Raw genomic sequence first — 17,333 nt, forward strand, 5'->3', positions numbered from 1 at the left:
GGCGATCTTAGCCGTGCGCGGCCCGGCCTGACCAGAGCGGGTTGGGGCGGGGGCCGCTTCTGAAAACGTTTCCAGTGCGATGCCCGGAGCATTCCCCATTTCAGCCCGCTTGACAAGACGCTTCGCCGAAAAAGTGCCGATGTTGCATTGCGGCAGCCGTTGACAGTCCGACTGTAATCGTTTTCACTAGGCATCAAGAGGACAGACAAGAACCTGCGGAGGAGACGGTTGCCATGGCCACCGATACGCACCCCTTGAGCCTTCCGCCCGACCTGATCCGCCTGGGCGCCGCCCCGGCCGGGAAGGAGGCGGCGATCCGCGAGGCGGCGCAGCTGCTGATCGCCGCGGGCTGCATCGACCCCGCCTATGCCGACAGCATGATCCGGCGCGAGACGGTGGCGAACACCTTCCTCGGCCATGGCGTCGCCATCCCGCACGGCATGGTCGACGACCGCAATCTGGTCCGCCGCAACGGCATCGCCATCCTGCAGGTGCCGGACGGCGTGGTGTGGAACGACGGGCAGACCGCCCGGCTGGTCGTCGCCATCGCCGCCCAGTCCGATGCCCACATCGCCATCCTGCGCCGCCTGACCCGCCTGATGCAGGACGAGGCGCGGTTGAACGACCTCTTCACCACCGCCGATCCCGCCGATCTCGCCGCCGCCCTGTCGGACGACAGCGCCGCCCCGGCCACCCCCGCCACCGAGGCCGGCGACCTTGCGGAAAGCTTCGAATGGGTGGTCGATTACCCGACCGGCCTGCATGCCCGCCCCGCCGCCGCCTGGGTCGAAACCGCCCGCGCAGCATCCGGTCGGGTCCGTATCCGCCATGGCGATGAGGCCGCAGACGGCAAGACGCTGGTGGCGCTGCTGCAGCTCGGCCTGCGCCCCGGCGACCGCATCACCGTGTCCGCCGACGGTCCCGAAGCGCGCGCGGTGCTGAACCGCCTGCGCGCCACCATCACGGGCCTCAGCGCGCGGGAAAAAGCGGACGCCGCAGCCGCGGCGCGCAAGGCGAAGGCCGTGGTCCAGGGCTGGACGCCGCCGCCCGCGGCCGGGCGCGAGATGCCGGTGGTCGCCGGTGTCGGCGCCAGCCCCGGCCTCGCCATTGGTCCGGTGCATGTGATGCCGAAGGCCGACCTGACGGTTCCCGACCGGCCGGCGCCGCTGCTGGAGGGCGGCAACCGCCTGCACGAGGCGCTGAACCTGACCCGCCAGCAGTTGAAGGCGCTGGCCGATGACACCGCCCGCCGGCTGGGACCGGCCGAGGCCGGCATCTTCGCCGCCCAGGCGGAGTTGCTGAACGACACCGACGTCATCACGCTCGCCTGCCAGCTGATGGTGGAGGGGCATGGCCCCGGCTGGTCGTGGAACGAGGCGGTGGAACGCAGCGCCGCCAAGCTGGCCGCCAACCCGAACCCGGTGCTGGCCGGCCGGGCCGCCGATCTGCGCGACGTCGGCCGCCGGGTGCTGACCCGCATCGATCCGGACCTGCGTGGCGGTTCCATCCGCGACCTGCCGGACACCCCCTGCATCCTGGTCGCCGACGATCTGTCGCCGTCCGACACCGCGGCGCTCGACATGGGCCGCGTCATCGGTCTGGCGACGGCGCAGGGTGGTCCGACCTCCCACACCGCGATCCTGGCGCGCACGTTGGGGCTGCCGGCGATGGTGGCGGGCGGCGGCGCGCTGACCGAGCTCGCCAACGGCACCACCGCCATCCTCGACGGCCAGTCCGGCCGCCTCTATCTGGAGCCCACCGACGCCGACCTCGCCGCCGCCCATGGCTGGATCGAGGAGCAGCGCATCAAGAAGGCCCAGCAGGAGGAGCGGCGCGGCCTGCCCGCCCGCACCCGCGACGGCCACACGGTGGAGATCGGCGCCAACGTCAACCGCCCGGATCAGGTGCCGGTGGCTCTGTCCCAGGGTGCGGAAGGCGTCGGCCTGATGCGCACCGAGTTCCTGTTCCTGGAGCGCGGCGACGCCCCCAGCGAGGAGGAGCAGTACCAGACCTACCGCGCCATGCTGGAGGCGCTGGACGGCCGTCCGCTGATCGTCCGCGCGCTCGACATCGGCGGCGACAAGCAGGTACCGCACCTGCAATTGCCGCACGAGGAGAACCCCTTCCTCGGCGTGCGCGGCGCCCGCCTGCTGCTGCGCCATCCGGAACTGCTGGAACCGCAGGTCCGCGCCCTCTACCGCGCCGCCAAGGGGGCGAAGCCGGACGCGCTGCTGATCATGTTCCCGATGATCACCACGCTGCGCGAGATCGAGGCGCTGCGCGCCGTCTGCGACCGCATCCGGGCGGAACTGGACGCCCCGGCGGTGCCGCTGGGCATCATGGTGGAGGTGCCGGCCGCCGCCATCCAGGCCGACGTGCTGGCCCGCCATGTCGATTTCTTCTCCATCGGCACCAACGACCTGACGCAATACGCTCTGGCCGTCGACCGCCAGCATCCCGAACTGGCGGCGGAGGCCGACAGCCTGCACCCGTCGGTGCTGCGCCTGATCCGCATGACGGTGGAGGGGGCCGAGAAGCATGGCCGCTGGGTCGGCGTCTGCGGCGGCATCGCGGGTGATCCGTTCGGCGCCGCCCTGCTGGCCGGTCTCGGCGTCCGCGAGCTGTCGATGACCCCGCGCGACATCCCGGGCGTCAAGGACCGCCTGCGCGACAGCGACCTCGCCGGCCTGCGGGCGCTGGCGGAGCGGGCGCTGGACTGCGAATCCTCCGACGAGGTGCGTGCGCTGGAGGGGGACGCGTCATGACGAAGCCGGTCGTCACCGTCACGTTGAACCCGGCCATCGACCAGACCATCACGGTGGATGCGCTGAAGCCCGGCAGCGTCCATCGCGCCAAGGCGGTGCGCCACAATGCCGGCGGCAAGGGCGTCAACGTCGCCAGCTGCCTTGCCGATTGGGGGACGCCGGTGGTCGCCACCGGACTTCTCGGCACCGGCAATGCCGCGCCGTTCGAGGCGCTGTTCCAGGCGAAGGGCATCGTCGACGCCTTCCTGCGGCTGCCGGGCGAAACGCGCGTCAACATCAAGATCGCCGACCTTGCGGCCAACGACACGACGGACATCAACCTGCCGGGCCTCACCGCCGATCCCGGCGCGCTCGGCCGGGTGCGGGACGCGGTTCGCCGGCTGGTGGAACCGGGCGTCCCCGTCCTGCTGGCCGGCAGCCTGCCGGACGGACTGCCCACCGACACCTACGCCGTCCTGACAGCCGATCTGGCGGCGGCCGGGGCCCGCGTGGTGCTGGACAGCAGCGGGGCGCCGCTGGCGGCGGCGCTGGCCTCCACCGGTGCACTGCCCCATTGCATCAAGCCCAACCGTCATGAACTGGAGGATTGGGCCGGCCGGCCGCTGCCAAGCGACGCCGATCTGCTCGATGCGGCGCGCGGACTCAACAGGCGCGGTGTCGGCGTGGTCGTGGTGTCGCTGGGGGCCGACGGTGCGCTGTTCGTTGATCGCACACGCGCCCTGCATGGCCGGTTGCCGCCGGTCCAGGCGCTGAGCACCGTCGGCGCCGGCGACGCAATGGTGGCGGGGCTGATCGCCGCCTTCCAGCAGGAGGGCGGGCTGGAGGACGTGGCCCGGCTGTCGGTGGCCTTCGCCGCCGCCAAGCTCGGCTGCTTCGGCCCCAACCTGCCCGATCCGGCGACTGTGAGGGCGCTTGCGGCACAGGTGACTCTGACCGGGCTTGACTGACAGTACCGATGGCATCGGACGGGACTCAAACACAGTGACAGGCGCGGGCATGAACCCGCCAGGAGGAAACAATGGCGAACCTGTTGGCCGTGATCGCGGCGGGAGACCTTACCACCCAGGCCGTACTGGCCGCCGAAGCCTTGCGCAAGGCGGCATCGTCGGCCGGCCACCGCATCCAGGTGGAAATCCGCACCAGCCTCGGCATCCAGTCCCCGCTCGATCCTGCGGCACCGGCGGCGGCGGACGGCGTGGTCCTGGTCGGCAGCGGCGACCTGGATGAGGGCCGCTTCGTCGCGGTCAAACGCGCTTCGGCATCGCTGGACGAGGTGCTGCGCAATCCCGGCGCCGTGTTGGCGAGCGTGCTCGGTTCCGCTTCTCCCTCTGCCTCTCCTTCGGCGGCGCCGGCGCCGCGCCGCATCGTTGCCATCACGTCCTGCCCGACGGGCATCGCCCACACCTTCATGGCGGCCGAAGGCATCCAGCAGGCGGCGACCGCGCTGGGCCATAAGGTCCGGGTGGAGACGCAGGGCTCGGTCGGTGCGCGCGACACGCTGACCGAGGACGAAATCCGCGAGGCGGACGTCGTCCTGATCGCCGCCGACACCCAGATCGACCTGTCGCGCTTCGCCGGCAAGCGCGTGTTCCTGAGCGGCACCAAGCCCGCCATCAACGACGGCAAGGCCCTGGTCAACCGCGCCCTGGCCGAGGCGAAGACGCATGGCTCGGCGGTCCCGCTTGCCGACGCCGTCGCCGCCGGCAAGGCCGAACGGTCGGCCCAGCGCACCGGCCCCTACAAGCATCTGATGACCGGCGTGTCCTTCATGCTGCCCTTCGTGGTGACGGGCGGCCTGCTGATCGCGCTCGCCTTCGCGCTGGGCGGCATCTACGTCTATGAGGAATCCAACGCGGGGACGCTGGGCTACGCCCTGTTCCAGATCGGCGCCAAGGGAGCCTTCGCCCTGATGGTGCCGGCGCTGGCCGGCTACATTGCCTATTCCATCGCCGACCGCCCCGGCATCGCCCCCGGCATGGTGGGCGGCATGCTGGCCGGCAGCATCGGCGCCGGCTTCCTCGGCGGCATCGTCGCCGGCTTCATCGCCGGCTATGGCACCGCCTTCCTCAACCGGCACATCAAGCTGCACCGCAATCTGGAAGGCCTGAAGCCGGTACTGATCCTGCCGCTGCTGGGATCGCTGCTGACCGGCCTGCTGATGATTTACGTCGTCGGCACGCCGGTGGCGGAAGCGTTGGCCTGGATGAGCGCTTGGCTGAAGGGCATGCAGGGCAGCAGCGCAATCCTGCTCGGCCTGCTGATCGGCGCCATGATGGCGTTCGACATGGGCGGTCCGGTCAACAAGGCGGCATACGCCTTCTCCACCGGCCTGATCGCCAGCCAAGTCTACACCCCGATGGCCGCCGCCATGGCCGCCGGCATGGTGCCGCCGCTGGGTCTGGCGCTCGCCACCAAGCTGTTCGCCGACCGCTTCACCCATGAGGAGCGCGAGGCCGGCAACGCCGCCGCCGTACTGGGCATCGCCTTCATCACCGAAGGCGCCATTCCCTTCGCCGCCCGCGATCCGTTGCGCGTCATCCCGGCGCTGATGATCGGCGGCGCGCTGACCGGCGCCATTTCGATGGCGGTGGGGGCTGAGTTGAAGGTGCCCCATGGCGGCATCTTCGTCCTGCCGATCCCGAACGCGGTGACGCATCTGCTGGGCTATGTGGTGGCCCTGGTGGTCGGCACCGTGGTGACAGCCCTGGCGTTGCGCCTCCTGAAGAAGCCGGTCGCCGCCGCTGCCGCTGCACCGAAGGCGGCGGTTCAGGGAGCCGGCGTGCACGCCTGACCTCCACTCCCCCTTTCCTCTCGGGCGTCCTCCCGACCCTGGCCCCTTTCCGCACCCGCGGGGAGGGGCCTTTTTTGCCCAAGGTTCTTTTTGCTCGAGATTCCGCGCCAGCTTTCGCCGTGCCGTCCGTGTGAACCGTCACGACATCGCCCGGAGTGACCGATCCATGCTCGACGAGAAGCCCGATGTGATGCTGGGCAACATGCTGCTGCATGTGAACCTGCTGGCGCTTGGCACACTGATGACAAAGATGATGGCGGAGATGTTCCGCAAGGACGACGACCCGGCCGGCAAGGCGGACGAGTGGCTGCGCCTGTTCGAAGCGACCGCCACGCAGATGACCTTCGCCAGCGAGACGCCGGAATGGAGCGACCTGACCGCACAGGAATTCCGCGACGTGCTGATGCAGCACATCCACCGTGCCCGCGCCATGGCGCTGGGGGAGGAATGCGATCCGAACGCCTATCTGCGCCATCATGGCTGATCGGGCGGCTGACCGGAAATCAGGCGACGGCGGCCAGGACCATGACCGCCGCCACGACGCATAGGACGGCAAGCGTCAATTGCAGCCGCAGCCCGCGCGGGCTGATCAGGGTCGGCGGCTGGTCGAAATCCTCGGTTGTCGTAAGCCGCTCCAGCGCCTTGCGGCGGAAAAGCCGTTCGGCACCCTGCGGTCCGGCTGCAGTCCGCATCATCGAACCCCTTGTCCTGCGGAATTCGACATGCGCGCCAGCGTTGAAAGCCAAGCAATTTTATTGTTGCGCTGAAACAGTTCCATGTCAGTCCTGACACCGCTTATTGCTTGCACCCCTTTGTTTCGCACGCATAATGGTTAGAGAGCATCCGGATTGTCCAGCGGACTTCGCAGGGTTTCCATCTCTTCCAGAGTGTGCATGATCGGGATCGCTGGCGTGAAGGACCGGGTTGGGATGAACGACGTCACGGCGCCGAATGGCGGCATTGCCGGCCTTCGCGTCGCGCCCTTGTCCGCCAATGCCGCAGCATTTGCTGCTCTCGGTTTTCCCCGGCTGGCTCCGGTGCTGAATCAACTGGAGCCGCCCTGGGTGGCCGTGGGCGCCACGGTCGGCGGTCTGCCGGCCGGACTGGCACTTGGACAGATACAGGATGACGGGGCAAGGCTGCTGTCGCTGACGGTCGCGCGCAGCCTGCGCAACCGTGGCATCGGCCGAACCCTTGCCGCAGGGTGGGGGAGGGCCGCCGCCGCCGCGGGCGCCACCGGTCTGGTCACCGCCTTTTCGGACAAGCTGCCGGAACGCGCGGCACTGGCCGCCACCCTGTCGGCGGCCGGCTGGACTGCGCCGCGCCTGACCCATGTCCGGGCGATCGGCGAGGCCGCACCGATGGTGGAGGCGGTCGGCCGCTGGCCATCGTTGACCGGCCGGCTGCGCGATCCCGACGGTTTCAGCTTCGATCCCTGGCGGACACCGGACGCCGACGATCGCGCCGCCATCGCCGATCTGGCCGCGGAACCCGACCATCTGCCCCTGATGCATCCCGATGTTCGGGCCGAGCGGATCGAGCCCGCCTGCTCCATCGCGGTGCGGCGGCAGGGTATGCTGGTCGGCTGGGTGCTGGCGGAGCGGGCGGAAAGCGTGCCGCTCGACGGCTATCGCGACCGGCCGGCGATCGATTACCGCAGCGCCTATCTGGCGCGGTCGCTCTGGCACACGGGAATGCTGGTCGGTGCCTATTGGCACGCCTATGCCCGGCAGGTGGCCGCCTTCGGCCCGACCTCCATCGCCATGTTCGGCACCATGTTCCCCCGCATGATGTCGCTGGTCCGCCGCCGCTTCGCCCCGATCTCGCTGCGGGTTGACGAGACCTTCGAGATGATCCGCGAACCCGCGGCCGGTTCACAGTGATCGCCGGCCGCAGCGCTTCCTTCAGCCCTTCACCCAATCGCCAACTGGAGTGTTTCCGAAATGAGCAGCATTGACTTCGAGCAGATGTACGGCGCCGATGCCATCGCCGCGGCGGCGGAGCGCCTGAAGACCGACGAAGCCTTCCGTGATGAGGCCCTGGCCGACCTGAACGCGGCAGTGAAGCGCCATTACGATGTCGACCTGCCGATGCCGATGCGGCTGGTCGAGACCGATGGAGAACTGCTTGCCGTTCCGGCCGACGACAGCCAGTCTGAACTGAGCGACGAGGAACTCGACATGGTTGCCGGTGGCTTCCCACCCGTTGGGTTCGGCCAAAAGGAGGTGAAGAAGGGTTCCGGATTCGGCCGCTGAGGTCTTCCGAACCGGCAGGCGTTGCGTCCAGCGGAGGTGTTCCCCGCGGACGCGACCTGCAGCAAGAATGAGCAACTCCCCACCATCCAATTTTGACCGCCGAGGTCAAGGCCGAAGGCGGACGGCGACGCCCGAATTGCGCCAGGGCGAGATCGCCGAGTGCGGTCTGGCGGCGCTCGGCATCATGCTGGCCCATCACGGCTGTCCGGTTCCCCTGGAGCAGTTGCGGGCCGAGGCGGGGTCGACCCGGCTCGGCGTCAATGCCCGCGCCCTGATCCGCATCGCCCGCGACCACGGCATGGTCGCCCGTGCCTTCCGCACCGAACCGGACCGTCTGTCCTCCCTCGGCTTTCCGCTGATCGCCCACAGCCGCTTCATCCATTTCGTCGTGGTGGAGGCCGAGACCCGCGACGGGCTTCTGGTCAACGATCCGGGCGGCGGGCCGCATGTCATGGGCTGGGACGAGGTCGACGACTCCTTCACCGGCATCGCCATCACCATCCAGCCGCCGGAGCCCGGCGTACACCGTCCGCAGGGAGCTTGGCGTCCGCCGACACTGGTGCGGGCGCTGGCGACGCGGCTTCTGCCGCAAGCTGGCGTCGTGGCCGCGATTCTGCTGTCCGCCGCGCTTGGCGGCGGCGCCGGTGTGGGTGCGGCACTCGCGGCCGGACGTTGTGCCGAAGGCGCCGCCGGCTTGGTCCCGCTGACGGGCGCCTGTGCCGCTGCGGTCGCCGCCGGCTGGGGCCGGGACCGGCTGACCGCGCTTCTGGGCATGAGGCTGGCCGACGACACTGCCGCCGGCGTGTTCGGCCGGCTGCGGCGGATGCCTGCCGTCTGGTTCGCCCGCCGGGATACGGCACAGGTGCTGGAGGTACCGCTGGCGGGCGGCGCGCTGCGACGGCACATCGGCGCCATCATGCGGCTGGTGGAGCTTCCGCTGCTGGTCCTGCCGGTCGGAGCCGCTCTGTGGATCGACGGGTGGACCGGGGCGGTGCTGCTGCTGACCGTCATCGCGGCCCTGGCCGCGCTTGGCAGGGTTCATCTCCGGCGCGGTGCCATGGCGGCACGCCGGGATGCGCCGGCACCGCTGGTTCCGGACGGCGGAACCATCACGACGCTCGACACCCACAGGATGGGTGGGCGCGATGGCGAGGTGCTGGCCCAGCTTGCCGGTCGCCATGCCGTGCAGACCATCTTGGGGCAGAAGTCGGTGGCCCGGCATGCGCGGCTCATGGGGTTGCTCACCGGTATCGCCGGGGCTGGTCTTGCAGCAGTGTTGGTGACGGGCCTCGCCGCCAACCGGATAGGCGTCGGCGGGGTGGTGACGCTTGCCATGCTGACGCTGGCGGCACATCGGCAGGTCCTGCGCCTGGACCGCGTCATGCCGGCATTGCAGGATTTGAAAGCCGCCCTGCATCGCCTGGACGATCTGGAGGCGGCGGCGCCCGAGGCGGAGATTCACCCTGTGGCGGAGCGTCCGGCCGCCCGCCTGTGCGTCCAGTCCGCCGGGTTCCAACCAACGCCAATGGCGCCGCCGGTGCTGTCCGGAGTCGATCTGCGCCTGGAACCAGGGGAACGGTTGGGAGTTTGCGGTCCCTCCGGTTCCGGAAAGTCGGTGCTGGCCAAGCTCGCCTGCGGACTGCTGGAACCTTCGTCCGGAGGCATTCTGCTGGATGGTCGGCCGGTGGCGACGGTTTCCCGCCAATATCCCGGCGCGGTGGCCCTGGTCGACCGCTCCAGTCCGGTGATCGCCGGCACGGTTGCCGAAAATCTGCGGGTCGGCGACCTTTCCGCAAGCGATGCGGCGTTGGTGGCGGCGCTGGAGCAGGTCCGGCTTTGGAGCGATCTGGAACCGCGCGGCGGCCTTTTCCTGGAACTGGCCGAAGGCGGCCCGGAACTCAGCGGCGGACAGCGACGCCGGTTGACCTTGGCGCGGGTGCTTCTGCGCGATCCGGTCCTGCTGGTGATCGACGATGCTCTGGATGCGCTGGAGCCGGATTTGGCGCATCGGATTCTCGACGGGGTGCGGCGACCCGACCGTATCGTCCTGGTGACCAGCCGGCGCCCGGCGACGCTGGAAGGCTGTGAACACCGCCTTCAACTCGACCCGTCGGCGGGCGGTGCGGAGACGACGTCGTGACCGGCAATGCCCGCGACATCGTGGACGGACTGCGCACCCTGATCCGTGACGGGACCCGCGATGGCGGTCGGGAAGCGGACTTGCGTGCGGCGGCCCCGGCCTTTGGAATGCGCCTGCGCCGGGTGCGCTTGCCGCCGGGCAGCCGGGGAACGACGCCCTGGTGGCAGCGCGACCATGGGCCGCTTCTGGCCTTCCGGCAGTCCGATGGCGAACCGGTGCTGCTGCTCCCCGACCGGCGTGGCGGCTATCGTCTGGAGGAGGCCGACGGGCGGTCCCGCCCGCTGGATGCCACTCTCGCCGCGGCGCTTTCCCCCGATGCCTGTGCGCCTGTCCGCACCGGAGGTGTCGGGCCGCTGATGCCTGAGCGCTGGCTGAAGATCGCGCTGAGCGATGGCCGGGCCGACCGGATGCTGGCGCTGCTCGCGGCGTCCTGCGGTGGCGTGGCGGCGGTGCTGCCGGCGGTGGCGGTGCTGCTGCTGGGCGAGCGCGCCTTGGCGGGCGGCGCGACGGCGGTCGCCGCCCTGGCGGGGGTTATTCTGCTCGCGGCGACGGCGGCCGGACTGTGCGAACGGGTGCGGCGGGTCGCCTCGGCACGCTCCGGCGCGGCATCCGACCTCGGGCTGCAAGGCTTGCTGTGGGAGCGGCTTCTGGCCGTAGCGCCCGGCATGCTGCGGGCGGTTCCCGGTGCCGTTCAGGAAGACCGGCTGCGCGACGGCATCACCGCGATGCAGCAGGCGGTCGCACGCCGCCAAGCGATGGTCGAAACCTTGGTCCGGTTGGGGCCGGCGCTGGCGGTGATGGGATGGGCTGCACCTTGGCCGGCGCTGGCGGGCGGATGCGTGACCGTCGTCGGCGGGCTGCTGCGCGCGTGGCTGTTGCGCCGGTCTGCTCGGGCACGGAGGGCGGGGAGGGATGCTGCGGCCGCTTCCTGGCACAGGATCGAACTGCCCTCTGCCAGCCTGCCGCAGCTTCGCCTGCTGGGGGTCGACCTGTGGGCGACGGATCGGGCAGTGTCGGCCTTGCGCAGGCTGTCCACCCAGGTCGGCATCGCGGCGGCACGCAGGGCCGACGCCGATGCGGTCGCGCAGACCCTGATGCTGGGAGTGCCGCTTCTGGTCGGCGGGCTGGCGATACGGGAGGGCGGCGGCCTGCCGGTCGCAGCCGCCGCAGCCTTGGCGGCGTTGCCGGCGGTGCGGGCCGTGCTGGGTTTGGCAGGTGCGTTCGGCCGTCTTCCAGGTGGTGAACTGATCACCCCCCTGCGCCCGCTGCTTGAGGCAGCGCCCGACAGCCCGGTTGGCGCGCCCGATCCGGGACCGGTCGAGCGCCTTGATCTCTGTGACATCACCTTCACCCATCCGGGGGCGCCGGCGCCCTGCCTGCGCGGCGTGTCGCTCGGCCTTGCGCGGGGGCAGGTGGTGGCGGTCGCCGGCCCGTCCGGCAGCGGGAAATCGACCCTGATCGCGCTGGGGCTCGGCCTGCTTCGGCCGGATTCGGGGATAGTGCGGATCAATGGCCGCGACCTTCGCAGCCTGGATGCCGCCGCCGTCCGTGGCCGCATCGGCGCCGTTCTGCAGGACGAGCAGATCGGGGTGGCGACCATCAGGTCGGTCATCCTGGGCATGGCGCCGCTGCCGGTCGAGCGTGCATGGGAGGCGGCGCGGCTGGTCCGGCTCGACGCCGACATCGCGGCCCTGCCGATGGGCATCCAGACACTGGTGGGCGAAGACTCCTTCCCGGCCGGATTGATGCAGCGGCTGCTGATCGCCCGCGCGCTGGCCCGCGATCCGGACCTCCTGGTTCTCGACGAGGCGACCGCCGCGCTGGACGAGGAAATCCAGGCCGCCCTGTTCGCCGACCTGCGCGCCCGCGGCATCGCCGTGCTGGTGGCGAGCCATCGCCCGTCCACCCTCGCGCTCGCCGACCATGTGCTGGACCTGTCCAACTCCGCACCAAGCTGACCGTCCGGCTGCAGGCCGTTCACCGGTATTCCGGCCGCCGCGCCAGCCCGTCCTTCAAGTGCCGGATGGCCGCATGGACCTTCGCCGGCACATGCCGTTTCTGCGGATAGACCGCCCACACCGCCGTGTTCGGCGGCCGGTGCCGGTCCAGCAGGGAAACCAGCCGTCCCTCCGCCACCGGCCCGCGCACATAATAGTCCGGCAACTGGCACAGCCCGAATCCGCGCAGTGCCGCGTCCAGCACCGAGAATCCGCTGTTGCAGCGCCAGCGTCCGCGCGGACGGAACAGCCAGTCCTGACCGTTGTCGTCGAACAGCCAATGGTCGGTGGTGCCGATCAGGCATTGATGGGTGGCGAGGCTCGCCAGACTCTCTGGCGCACCATGGCGCTCCAGATAGCTCGGGGCGGCGCACAGATGCATGACGCGCGGGGCTATGCGGGTCGCCACCAGACTCGATTCGCTGAGGCGTCCGAGGCGGATCGCCAGATCATAGCCTTCCTGCACCAGATCGAGCTGGCGGTTGGTCAGTTCCACCTCGATGCTCAATTGCGGGTGGCGCTCCATCAGGTCGTTGATCAGCGGCATGATGAACTGCTCGCCATAGGCGGTGGCGCTGGTCATGCGCAGCAGCCCCTTCACCTCGCTGTCGCTGCCGCCCTGCAATGCGCCGACCGCGAGAAATGCGTCGTCGCGCTGTTCCGCCAGCCGCTGGCAGCGGGCGAGGAAAGCCCGGCCGCTCTCGGTCAGGCTGACCTTGCGGGTGGTGCGGTAGAACAGGCGGGCCTGCAGCCGGTCCTCCAGCCGCGCCACGCTGCGGCTGACATGGGAGGAGGAAACGCGCAGCCGTTCCGCCGCGCGGGAAAAGCTGCCGCTCTCCGCCACCGCCACGAATTCGTCGATGCCGTCCCAGCCGCTCATCGAATTACACCCTGAACCCGCAGCATTATCCCCGTACCGCAAAAATCTATTCCCGAAATCGCCGTTCTGGCAATGACCCGAGGCGTTTACACTGTGGGAATCAAAAAGCCATCCGCATTGGGGAAGGAAACCCACATGGTTCTGTCACGCGCCGCCGTCGCCTGGGAAGCCAACCGTCCGCTGGAGATCGAAGAAGTCGAGGTCGCGGCGCCCAAGGCCGGCGAGGTGATGGTCCGCATCGTCGCCACCGGCGTCTGCCACACCGACGCCTACACGCTGTCCGGCAAGGATTCCGAAGGCGTGTTCCCCTGCATCCTCGGCCATGAGGGCGGCGGCGTGGTGGTGGAGGTCGGCCCCGGCGTCACGTCCGTGGCGGTCGGCGACCACGTCATCCCGCTCTACACGCCGGAATGCGGAAAGTGCAAATTCTGCCTGTCCGGCAAGACCAACCTGTGCCAGGCGATCCGCGCCACCCAGGGCAAGGGCCTGATGCCGGACGGCACCAGCCGTTTCTCCCTGAAGGGCAAGCAGATCGCCCACTACATGGGCACCTCGACCTTCTCCGAATACACGGTGCTGCCGGAGATCGCGCTCGCCAATATCAACAAGGCCGCCCCGCTGGAGAAGGTCTGCCTGCTGGGCTGCGGCGTCACCACCGGCATGGGTGCCGTGATGAACACGGCGAAGGTGGAGCCGGGTTCGACCGTCGCCGTCTTCGGCCTGGGCGGCATCGGCCTGTCGGCCATCATCGGCGCCACCATGGCGAAGGCCAGCCGCATCATCGGCGTCGACATCAATCCGTCGAAGTTCGAGATCGCCAAGCAGTTGGGCGCCACCGACGTCATCAACCCGATGGACTATGACCGCCCGATCCAGGAAGTGCTGGTCGAACTGACCGACGGCGGCGTCGATTACAGCTTCGAGTGCATCGGCAACGTCAAGGTGATGCGCGCCGCGCTGGAATGCTGCCACAAGGGCTGGGGCGAGTCGGTCATCATCGGCGTCGCCGGCGCCGGCGAGGAGATCTCCACCCGTCCGTTCCAGCTGGTCACCGGCCGTGTCTGGCGCGGGTCGGCCTTCGGCGGCGTCAAGGGCCGGTCGGAGCTGCCGGAGTATGTGGAGCGCTACCTGCGCGGCGAGTTCGAACTGGACACCTTCATCACCCACACCATGGGTCTGGAGGATATCAACCACGCCTTCGACCTGATGCATGAGGGCAAGAGCATCCGCTCCGTCATCCTCTACAACCAGTAAGGTGACGAGGGCTCCCTTCTCTGCACCGGGCCTCCGCACCGGGAGAGGGAGCCTTCCCGCCATCGATTTTCAAAAGGCGTTTCCATGACCGACCCCCTGACCACCCTGTCGGAAGCCCGCGTCTTCGGCGGCCGGCTGAAACGGGTGCGGCACCAGTCCGCGGCGGTGAATTGCGAGATGACCTTCGCGATCTTCCTGCCGCCGCAGGTTGAGACCGGCGCGACGGTTCCGGTCTTCTACTGGCTGTCGGGCCTGACCTGCACCGACGAGAACTTCACCCAGAAGGCCGGCGCCTTCCGCGTCGCGGCCGAACTCGGCCTCGCCATCGTCGCCCCCGACACCAGCCCGCGCGGGGAGGGGGTGCCCGGCGATCCCGACGGCGCGTGGGACTTCGGCCAGGGCGCCGGATTCTATGTCGATGCGACCGAGGAGCCATGGGCGCACAACTACCGCATGCACGACTACGTGACGCGGGAACTGCCGGCGCTGATCGAGGCGAATTTCCCGGTCACCGACCGCCGGTCCATCGCCGGCCATTCGATGGGCGGGCATGGCGCGCTGGTTTGCGCGCTGAAGCATCCCGGCTTCTACAAGGCGGTATCGGCCTTCGCCCCCATCGTCAACCCGGCGGCGGTGCCCTGGGGCGAGAAGGCTTTCGGGCGCTATCTGGGGCCTGACCGCGACCGCTGGCTGGAGTGGGACGCCTGCGCGCTGATCAGGACCGCGCCGGAGCGGCTGCCGATCCTGATCGACCAGGGCGACCGCGACAGCTTCCTGGAAACGCAACTGAAACCGGAGGCACTGGTCACGGCGGCTCAGGAGGTCGGGCACCCGGTGACGCTGCGCATGCAGCCGGGTTACGACCACAGCTATTTCTTCATCAGCACGTTCATCGAGGACCATCTGCGCCACCATGCAGCGGCGCTGGTGGGGTAGGGTCTAACTCAGCCCCTCACGCCACCCGCCGCGTCAGATGGTTGTCCCAGCGGAAGGCCGGGGCCTTGCGCTCCGGTCCCGCTTCGACGCTGACCGACACCGGCTCGATCACGCCCAACCCGCTGGTCGCCAGATAGCCCTCGCCGTTCGGAGCCAGACCACAACCGTCGGCCAGCGCGGTGGAGCCCAGCCATGCCCCGTCCGCCGCATTCCACAGCCCGATGAGCCCGCCCATCGGCGAACTGGCGGCAACCGTCTTTCCGTCCGACGCGACGCTGCCGATATAGCCCTGCATGCGCGACAGCACATCCTCCGGTGCGTCGAACAGGCTGACCGCGCCGCCGCCGGGACGGTGGGCGCCGGTCAGGGGCTGCAGCATGCCGATGGGGCGCTCGTCCTGCACACCGAAGGCGACCCCGCCGTCGTCCAGCAGGGCGATGTGGCGGATGCCGAGGTTGGCGTGTTCCTCCGGCAGGCGGACCTTGTCGAGCAGCTTGCCGGTCGCCGCCTCCACATAGGTCAGCGAGCTGTCCATGCTGTCGAGGTTCAGCTTGGCCCGGCCGGTGTCCGGGTGGGTGATGACGCCGCCGTTGGCGACGGCCAATGTCGTGCCGTCGCGCATCAGGATCAGCTCGTGCGGACCAAGCCCATGGGTCGGGATGACGCCGATCCGGCGGTAGCCGTCGGTGGCGTCATAGACGCCGATGGCGCCCTCCTCGCGCGGGACGTCGTCCTCGGCGACATAGAGGATGCGACCATCGGCGGAATAATCGCCATGGCCGGTGAAGCGGCGGTCGTCGGGTGCCCGCACCACCGGGCCGGGGGTGCCGTCGGCCAGCGACAGGGTCTGGAACCAGCGGCCGGGACGGCGGGCGAAGACGACCGCCTCGGCCACGCCCGGCCGCGGCATGATGGCGTGGGCGCGGCCCGGCGTGGCGGTGGTGAACAGCACCTTGCCGCTGCGGTCCAGCGCCGCGACGCCGAAGCTCGGCTCCGCCCCGGCGGTGGCATAGGCGTTGAGGTAGAGCGTACCGGTGTCCGCCGCATGGGCCTTGCCGGTCAGCACCGCCAGCAGCCCACCGAAGATGCGCCCGCCCAGGGTGCGCCCGCCGAAGACCGGCCCTGCGACCATGCCCAGGATGTTCCTGCGGTCAATCGCCATGGTCAGTCTCCGTCCAACTCGTTGAAGCCCAGCGTGATGTCCAGAAGCGGGGCGAGCGTGCCCAGCATCTCCACCCGCGCCGCCTTGATCAGCCGCAGCGCGCTTTCGGTCTTCTTGCGAGTGGCGGGGTCGGTCACCGCCTTGTCCAGCGGACCGGGGATCGCCTCCACGGCGCCGATGGCGGCGGCGAAACTCTCGTCGATCGCTTGCTTGGCGGTGGCGCCGTCGTCGTTGGCCGGCAGCAGCGAGACGAAGCCCGGCCCGCCATGCTCCCCCATCAACAGGGCGCGCAGCCCCTCCAGGTTCAGTGCGATGTTGCGGAGCGACCGGCCGCTGCGCAGCGCCTCAACCACCAACGGCTTGGCGTCCTCGATGCCGGCGCCGAGCGGCGCCATCAGCTTCTGGTCGATCACCACCTGCATGGCGGTGATGGCGGCGGAGTAGAGCGTGTTGACCGCTTCCGAGGCGGTCGGGCCGAGGACGGTCGGCTGGCCGGCGGCGAGCGGGGCCTCCAGTTCCTTCCAGCCATCGCGCGCTTCGGTGGCGATGGCGGCGATGTTGCGGGCGGCGGCGACGGCCAGCTGCCCGCGGTACGTCTTGGTGTCGCTGCCGGTGAAATTATCCGCGGTGACGCCCTCGTCGAACAGCAGCCGTTCCAGCACGGTCAGCCCCTGCACCGCAGCGCTCTGGCGGGCTAGCGCGCCCGGCTGCAGCAGCTTCGGGTCATGGTCGCGCAGGATCTGGCCGATCTGGCGCTGGACCACGCCCGGCCGTTCCGGCCAGAAGGACATGCGGTCGGCGCGCAGGTTCATGGTCAGCGGACCCGGCCGCAGATGCTGCACGGAGGCCCAGGCATCGGTGACCTTGGCGTGGGCCGCGCGCGCCTCCTCCAGGCCGGCGGCGGTTGGACCGGCGGCGAAGCGGTCGAGCGTGTCGACATAACCGGTGGCGGCGGCAACCAGCGCGTCGAAGCGCGGCAGGGCATGGGTGCGGACCATGCCGCCCAGGAAGGCGGCATCCTTGTCGGACTGGCGGGCGGCGAAGGCCGGCGTCCGCGGCAGCAGAGCCGCCACGGCGGCGGCGGCCGACATCAGTCCAAGCACTATGCGGCGTCGCATACGATCAAATCCCTTCTGCCGTTGGCGCGGATCGA

14 protein-coding genes are annotated in these 17,333 nt (G+C 69.8%); 10 read left to right on the forward strand and 4 right to left on the reverse strand.

The features are described from left to right. The first annotated feature begins 233 nt into the window (after positions 1-233). From ptsP to FZ938_RS24280, 4 genes are all read left to right on the forward strand, one after another. Complete coding sequence (ptsP, locus tag FZ938_RS24265; protein WP_149200979.1) at positions 234-2,765, forward strand: phosphoenolpyruvate--protein phosphotransferase; 2,532 nt, start codon at positions 234-236, stop codon at positions 2,763-2,765. Then, positions 2,762-3,712, forward strand: a complete 951-nt coding sequence (pfkB, locus tag FZ938_RS24270; RefSeq protein WP_149200980.1) for a 1-phosphofructokinase — start codon at positions 2,762-2,764, stop codon at positions 3,710-3,712. Before ptsP ends, pfkB begins: the two co-directional genes overlap by 4 nt. A 71-nt stretch (positions 3,713-3,783) precedes the next feature. Then, positions 3,784-5,556 carry a fructose-specific PTS transporter subunit EIIC gene (locus tag FZ938_RS24275; RefSeq protein WP_149200981.1) on the forward strand — a complete coding sequence of 591 codons (1,773 nt, stop codon included), beginning with the start codon at positions 3,784-3,786 and terminating at the stop codon, positions 5,554-5,556. Between the two features lie 166 nt (positions 5,557-5,722). Further along, positions 5,723-6,040: a hypothetical protein gene (locus tag FZ938_RS24280; protein ID WP_149200982.1), complete on the forward strand. Its 318-nt coding sequence runs from the start codon at positions 5,723-5,725 to the stop codon at positions 6,038-6,040. Between the two features lie 19 nt (positions 6,041-6,059). Here FZ938_RS24280 and FZ938_RS24285 read toward each other — a convergent pair whose 3' ends face one another. Continuing rightward, on the reverse strand, positions 6,060-6,251 hold the full coding sequence (locus FZ938_RS24285) for a hypothetical protein (RefSeq protein WP_149200983.1): 192 nt from the start codon (positions 6,249-6,251) through the stop codon (positions 6,060-6,062). A 198-nt stretch (positions 6,252-6,449) separates the two neighbouring features. Between FZ938_RS24285 and FZ938_RS24290 the strand changes: the two genes are divergently transcribed. The 4 genes from FZ938_RS24290 (at position 6,450) to FZ938_RS24305 (ending at position 11,909) form a co-directional block, all read left to right on the forward strand. Then, positions 6,450-7,439, forward strand: a complete 990-nt coding sequence (locus tag FZ938_RS24290) for a hypothetical protein (protein ID WP_149200984.1) — start codon at positions 6,450-6,452, stop codon at positions 7,437-7,439. A gap of 60 nt (positions 7,440-7,499) precedes the next feature. Further along, a complete protein-coding gene (locus FZ938_RS24295) occupies positions 7,500-7,811 on the forward strand; it encodes a hypothetical protein (protein ID WP_149200985.1) in 312 nt (103 codons plus the stop codon). Between the two features lie 136 nt (positions 7,812-7,947). After that, on the forward strand, positions 7,948-9,951 hold the full coding sequence (locus FZ938_RS24300; protein ID WP_174757016.1) for a cysteine peptidase family C39 domain-containing protein: 2,004 nt from the start codon (positions 7,948-7,950) through the stop codon (positions 9,949-9,951). Then, positions 9,948-11,909 carry an ATP-binding cassette domain-containing protein gene (locus FZ938_RS24305; protein WP_149200987.1) on the forward strand — a complete coding sequence of 654 codons (1,962 nt, stop codon included), beginning with the start codon at positions 9,948-9,950 and terminating at the stop codon, positions 11,907-11,909. Before FZ938_RS24300 ends, FZ938_RS24305 begins: the two co-directional genes overlap by 4 nt. A gap of 19 nt (positions 11,910-11,928) precedes the next feature. Here the strand turns inward: FZ938_RS24305 and FZ938_RS24310 are convergent, their stop codons facing one another. Beyond that, positions 11,929-12,828: a LysR family transcriptional regulator gene (locus tag FZ938_RS24310; RefSeq protein ID WP_149200988.1), complete on the reverse strand. Its 900-nt coding sequence runs from the start codon at positions 12,826-12,828 to the stop codon at positions 11,929-11,931. A 135-nt stretch (positions 12,829-12,963) separates the two neighbouring features. On the opposite strand from FZ938_RS24310, the gene FZ938_RS24315 reads away from it, so the two are divergent. After that, on the forward strand, positions 12,964-14,082 hold the full coding sequence (locus FZ938_RS24315) for an S-(hydroxymethyl)glutathione dehydrogenase/class III alcohol dehydrogenase (RefSeq protein ID WP_149200989.1): 1,119 nt from the start codon (positions 12,964-12,966) through the stop codon (positions 14,080-14,082). 84 nt (positions 14,083-14,166) lie between these two features. Continuing rightward, positions 14,167-15,018, forward strand: coding sequence for an S-formylglutathione hydrolase (gene fghA / locus FZ938_RS24320; protein WP_149200990.1), 852 nt, complete (start codon positions 14,167-14,169; stop codon positions 15,016-15,018). 16 nt (positions 15,019-15,034) lie between these two features. Here the strand turns inward: fghA and FZ938_RS24325 are convergent, their stop codons facing one another. Together FZ938_RS24325 and FZ938_RS24330 are read right to left on the reverse strand one after the other, a co-directional pair. Next, positions 15,035-16,180: a DUF1513 domain-containing protein gene (locus FZ938_RS24325; protein ID WP_149200991.1), complete on the reverse strand. Its 1,146-nt coding sequence runs from the start codon at positions 16,178-16,180 to the stop codon at positions 15,035-15,037. A gap of 2 nt (positions 16,181-16,182) precedes the next feature. Then, positions 16,183-17,298, reverse strand: a complete 1,116-nt coding sequence (locus FZ938_RS24330; protein ID WP_149200992.1) for an imelysin family protein — start codon at positions 17,296-17,298, stop codon at positions 16,183-16,185. Positions 17,299-17,333: the final 35 nt, after the last annotated feature.

Origin of the sequence: Azospirillum oryzae (assembly GCF_008364795.1) — a bacterium.
Lineage (GTDB): Bacteria > Pseudomonadota > Alphaproteobacteria > Azospirillales > Azospirillaceae > Azospirillum > Azospirillum oryzae.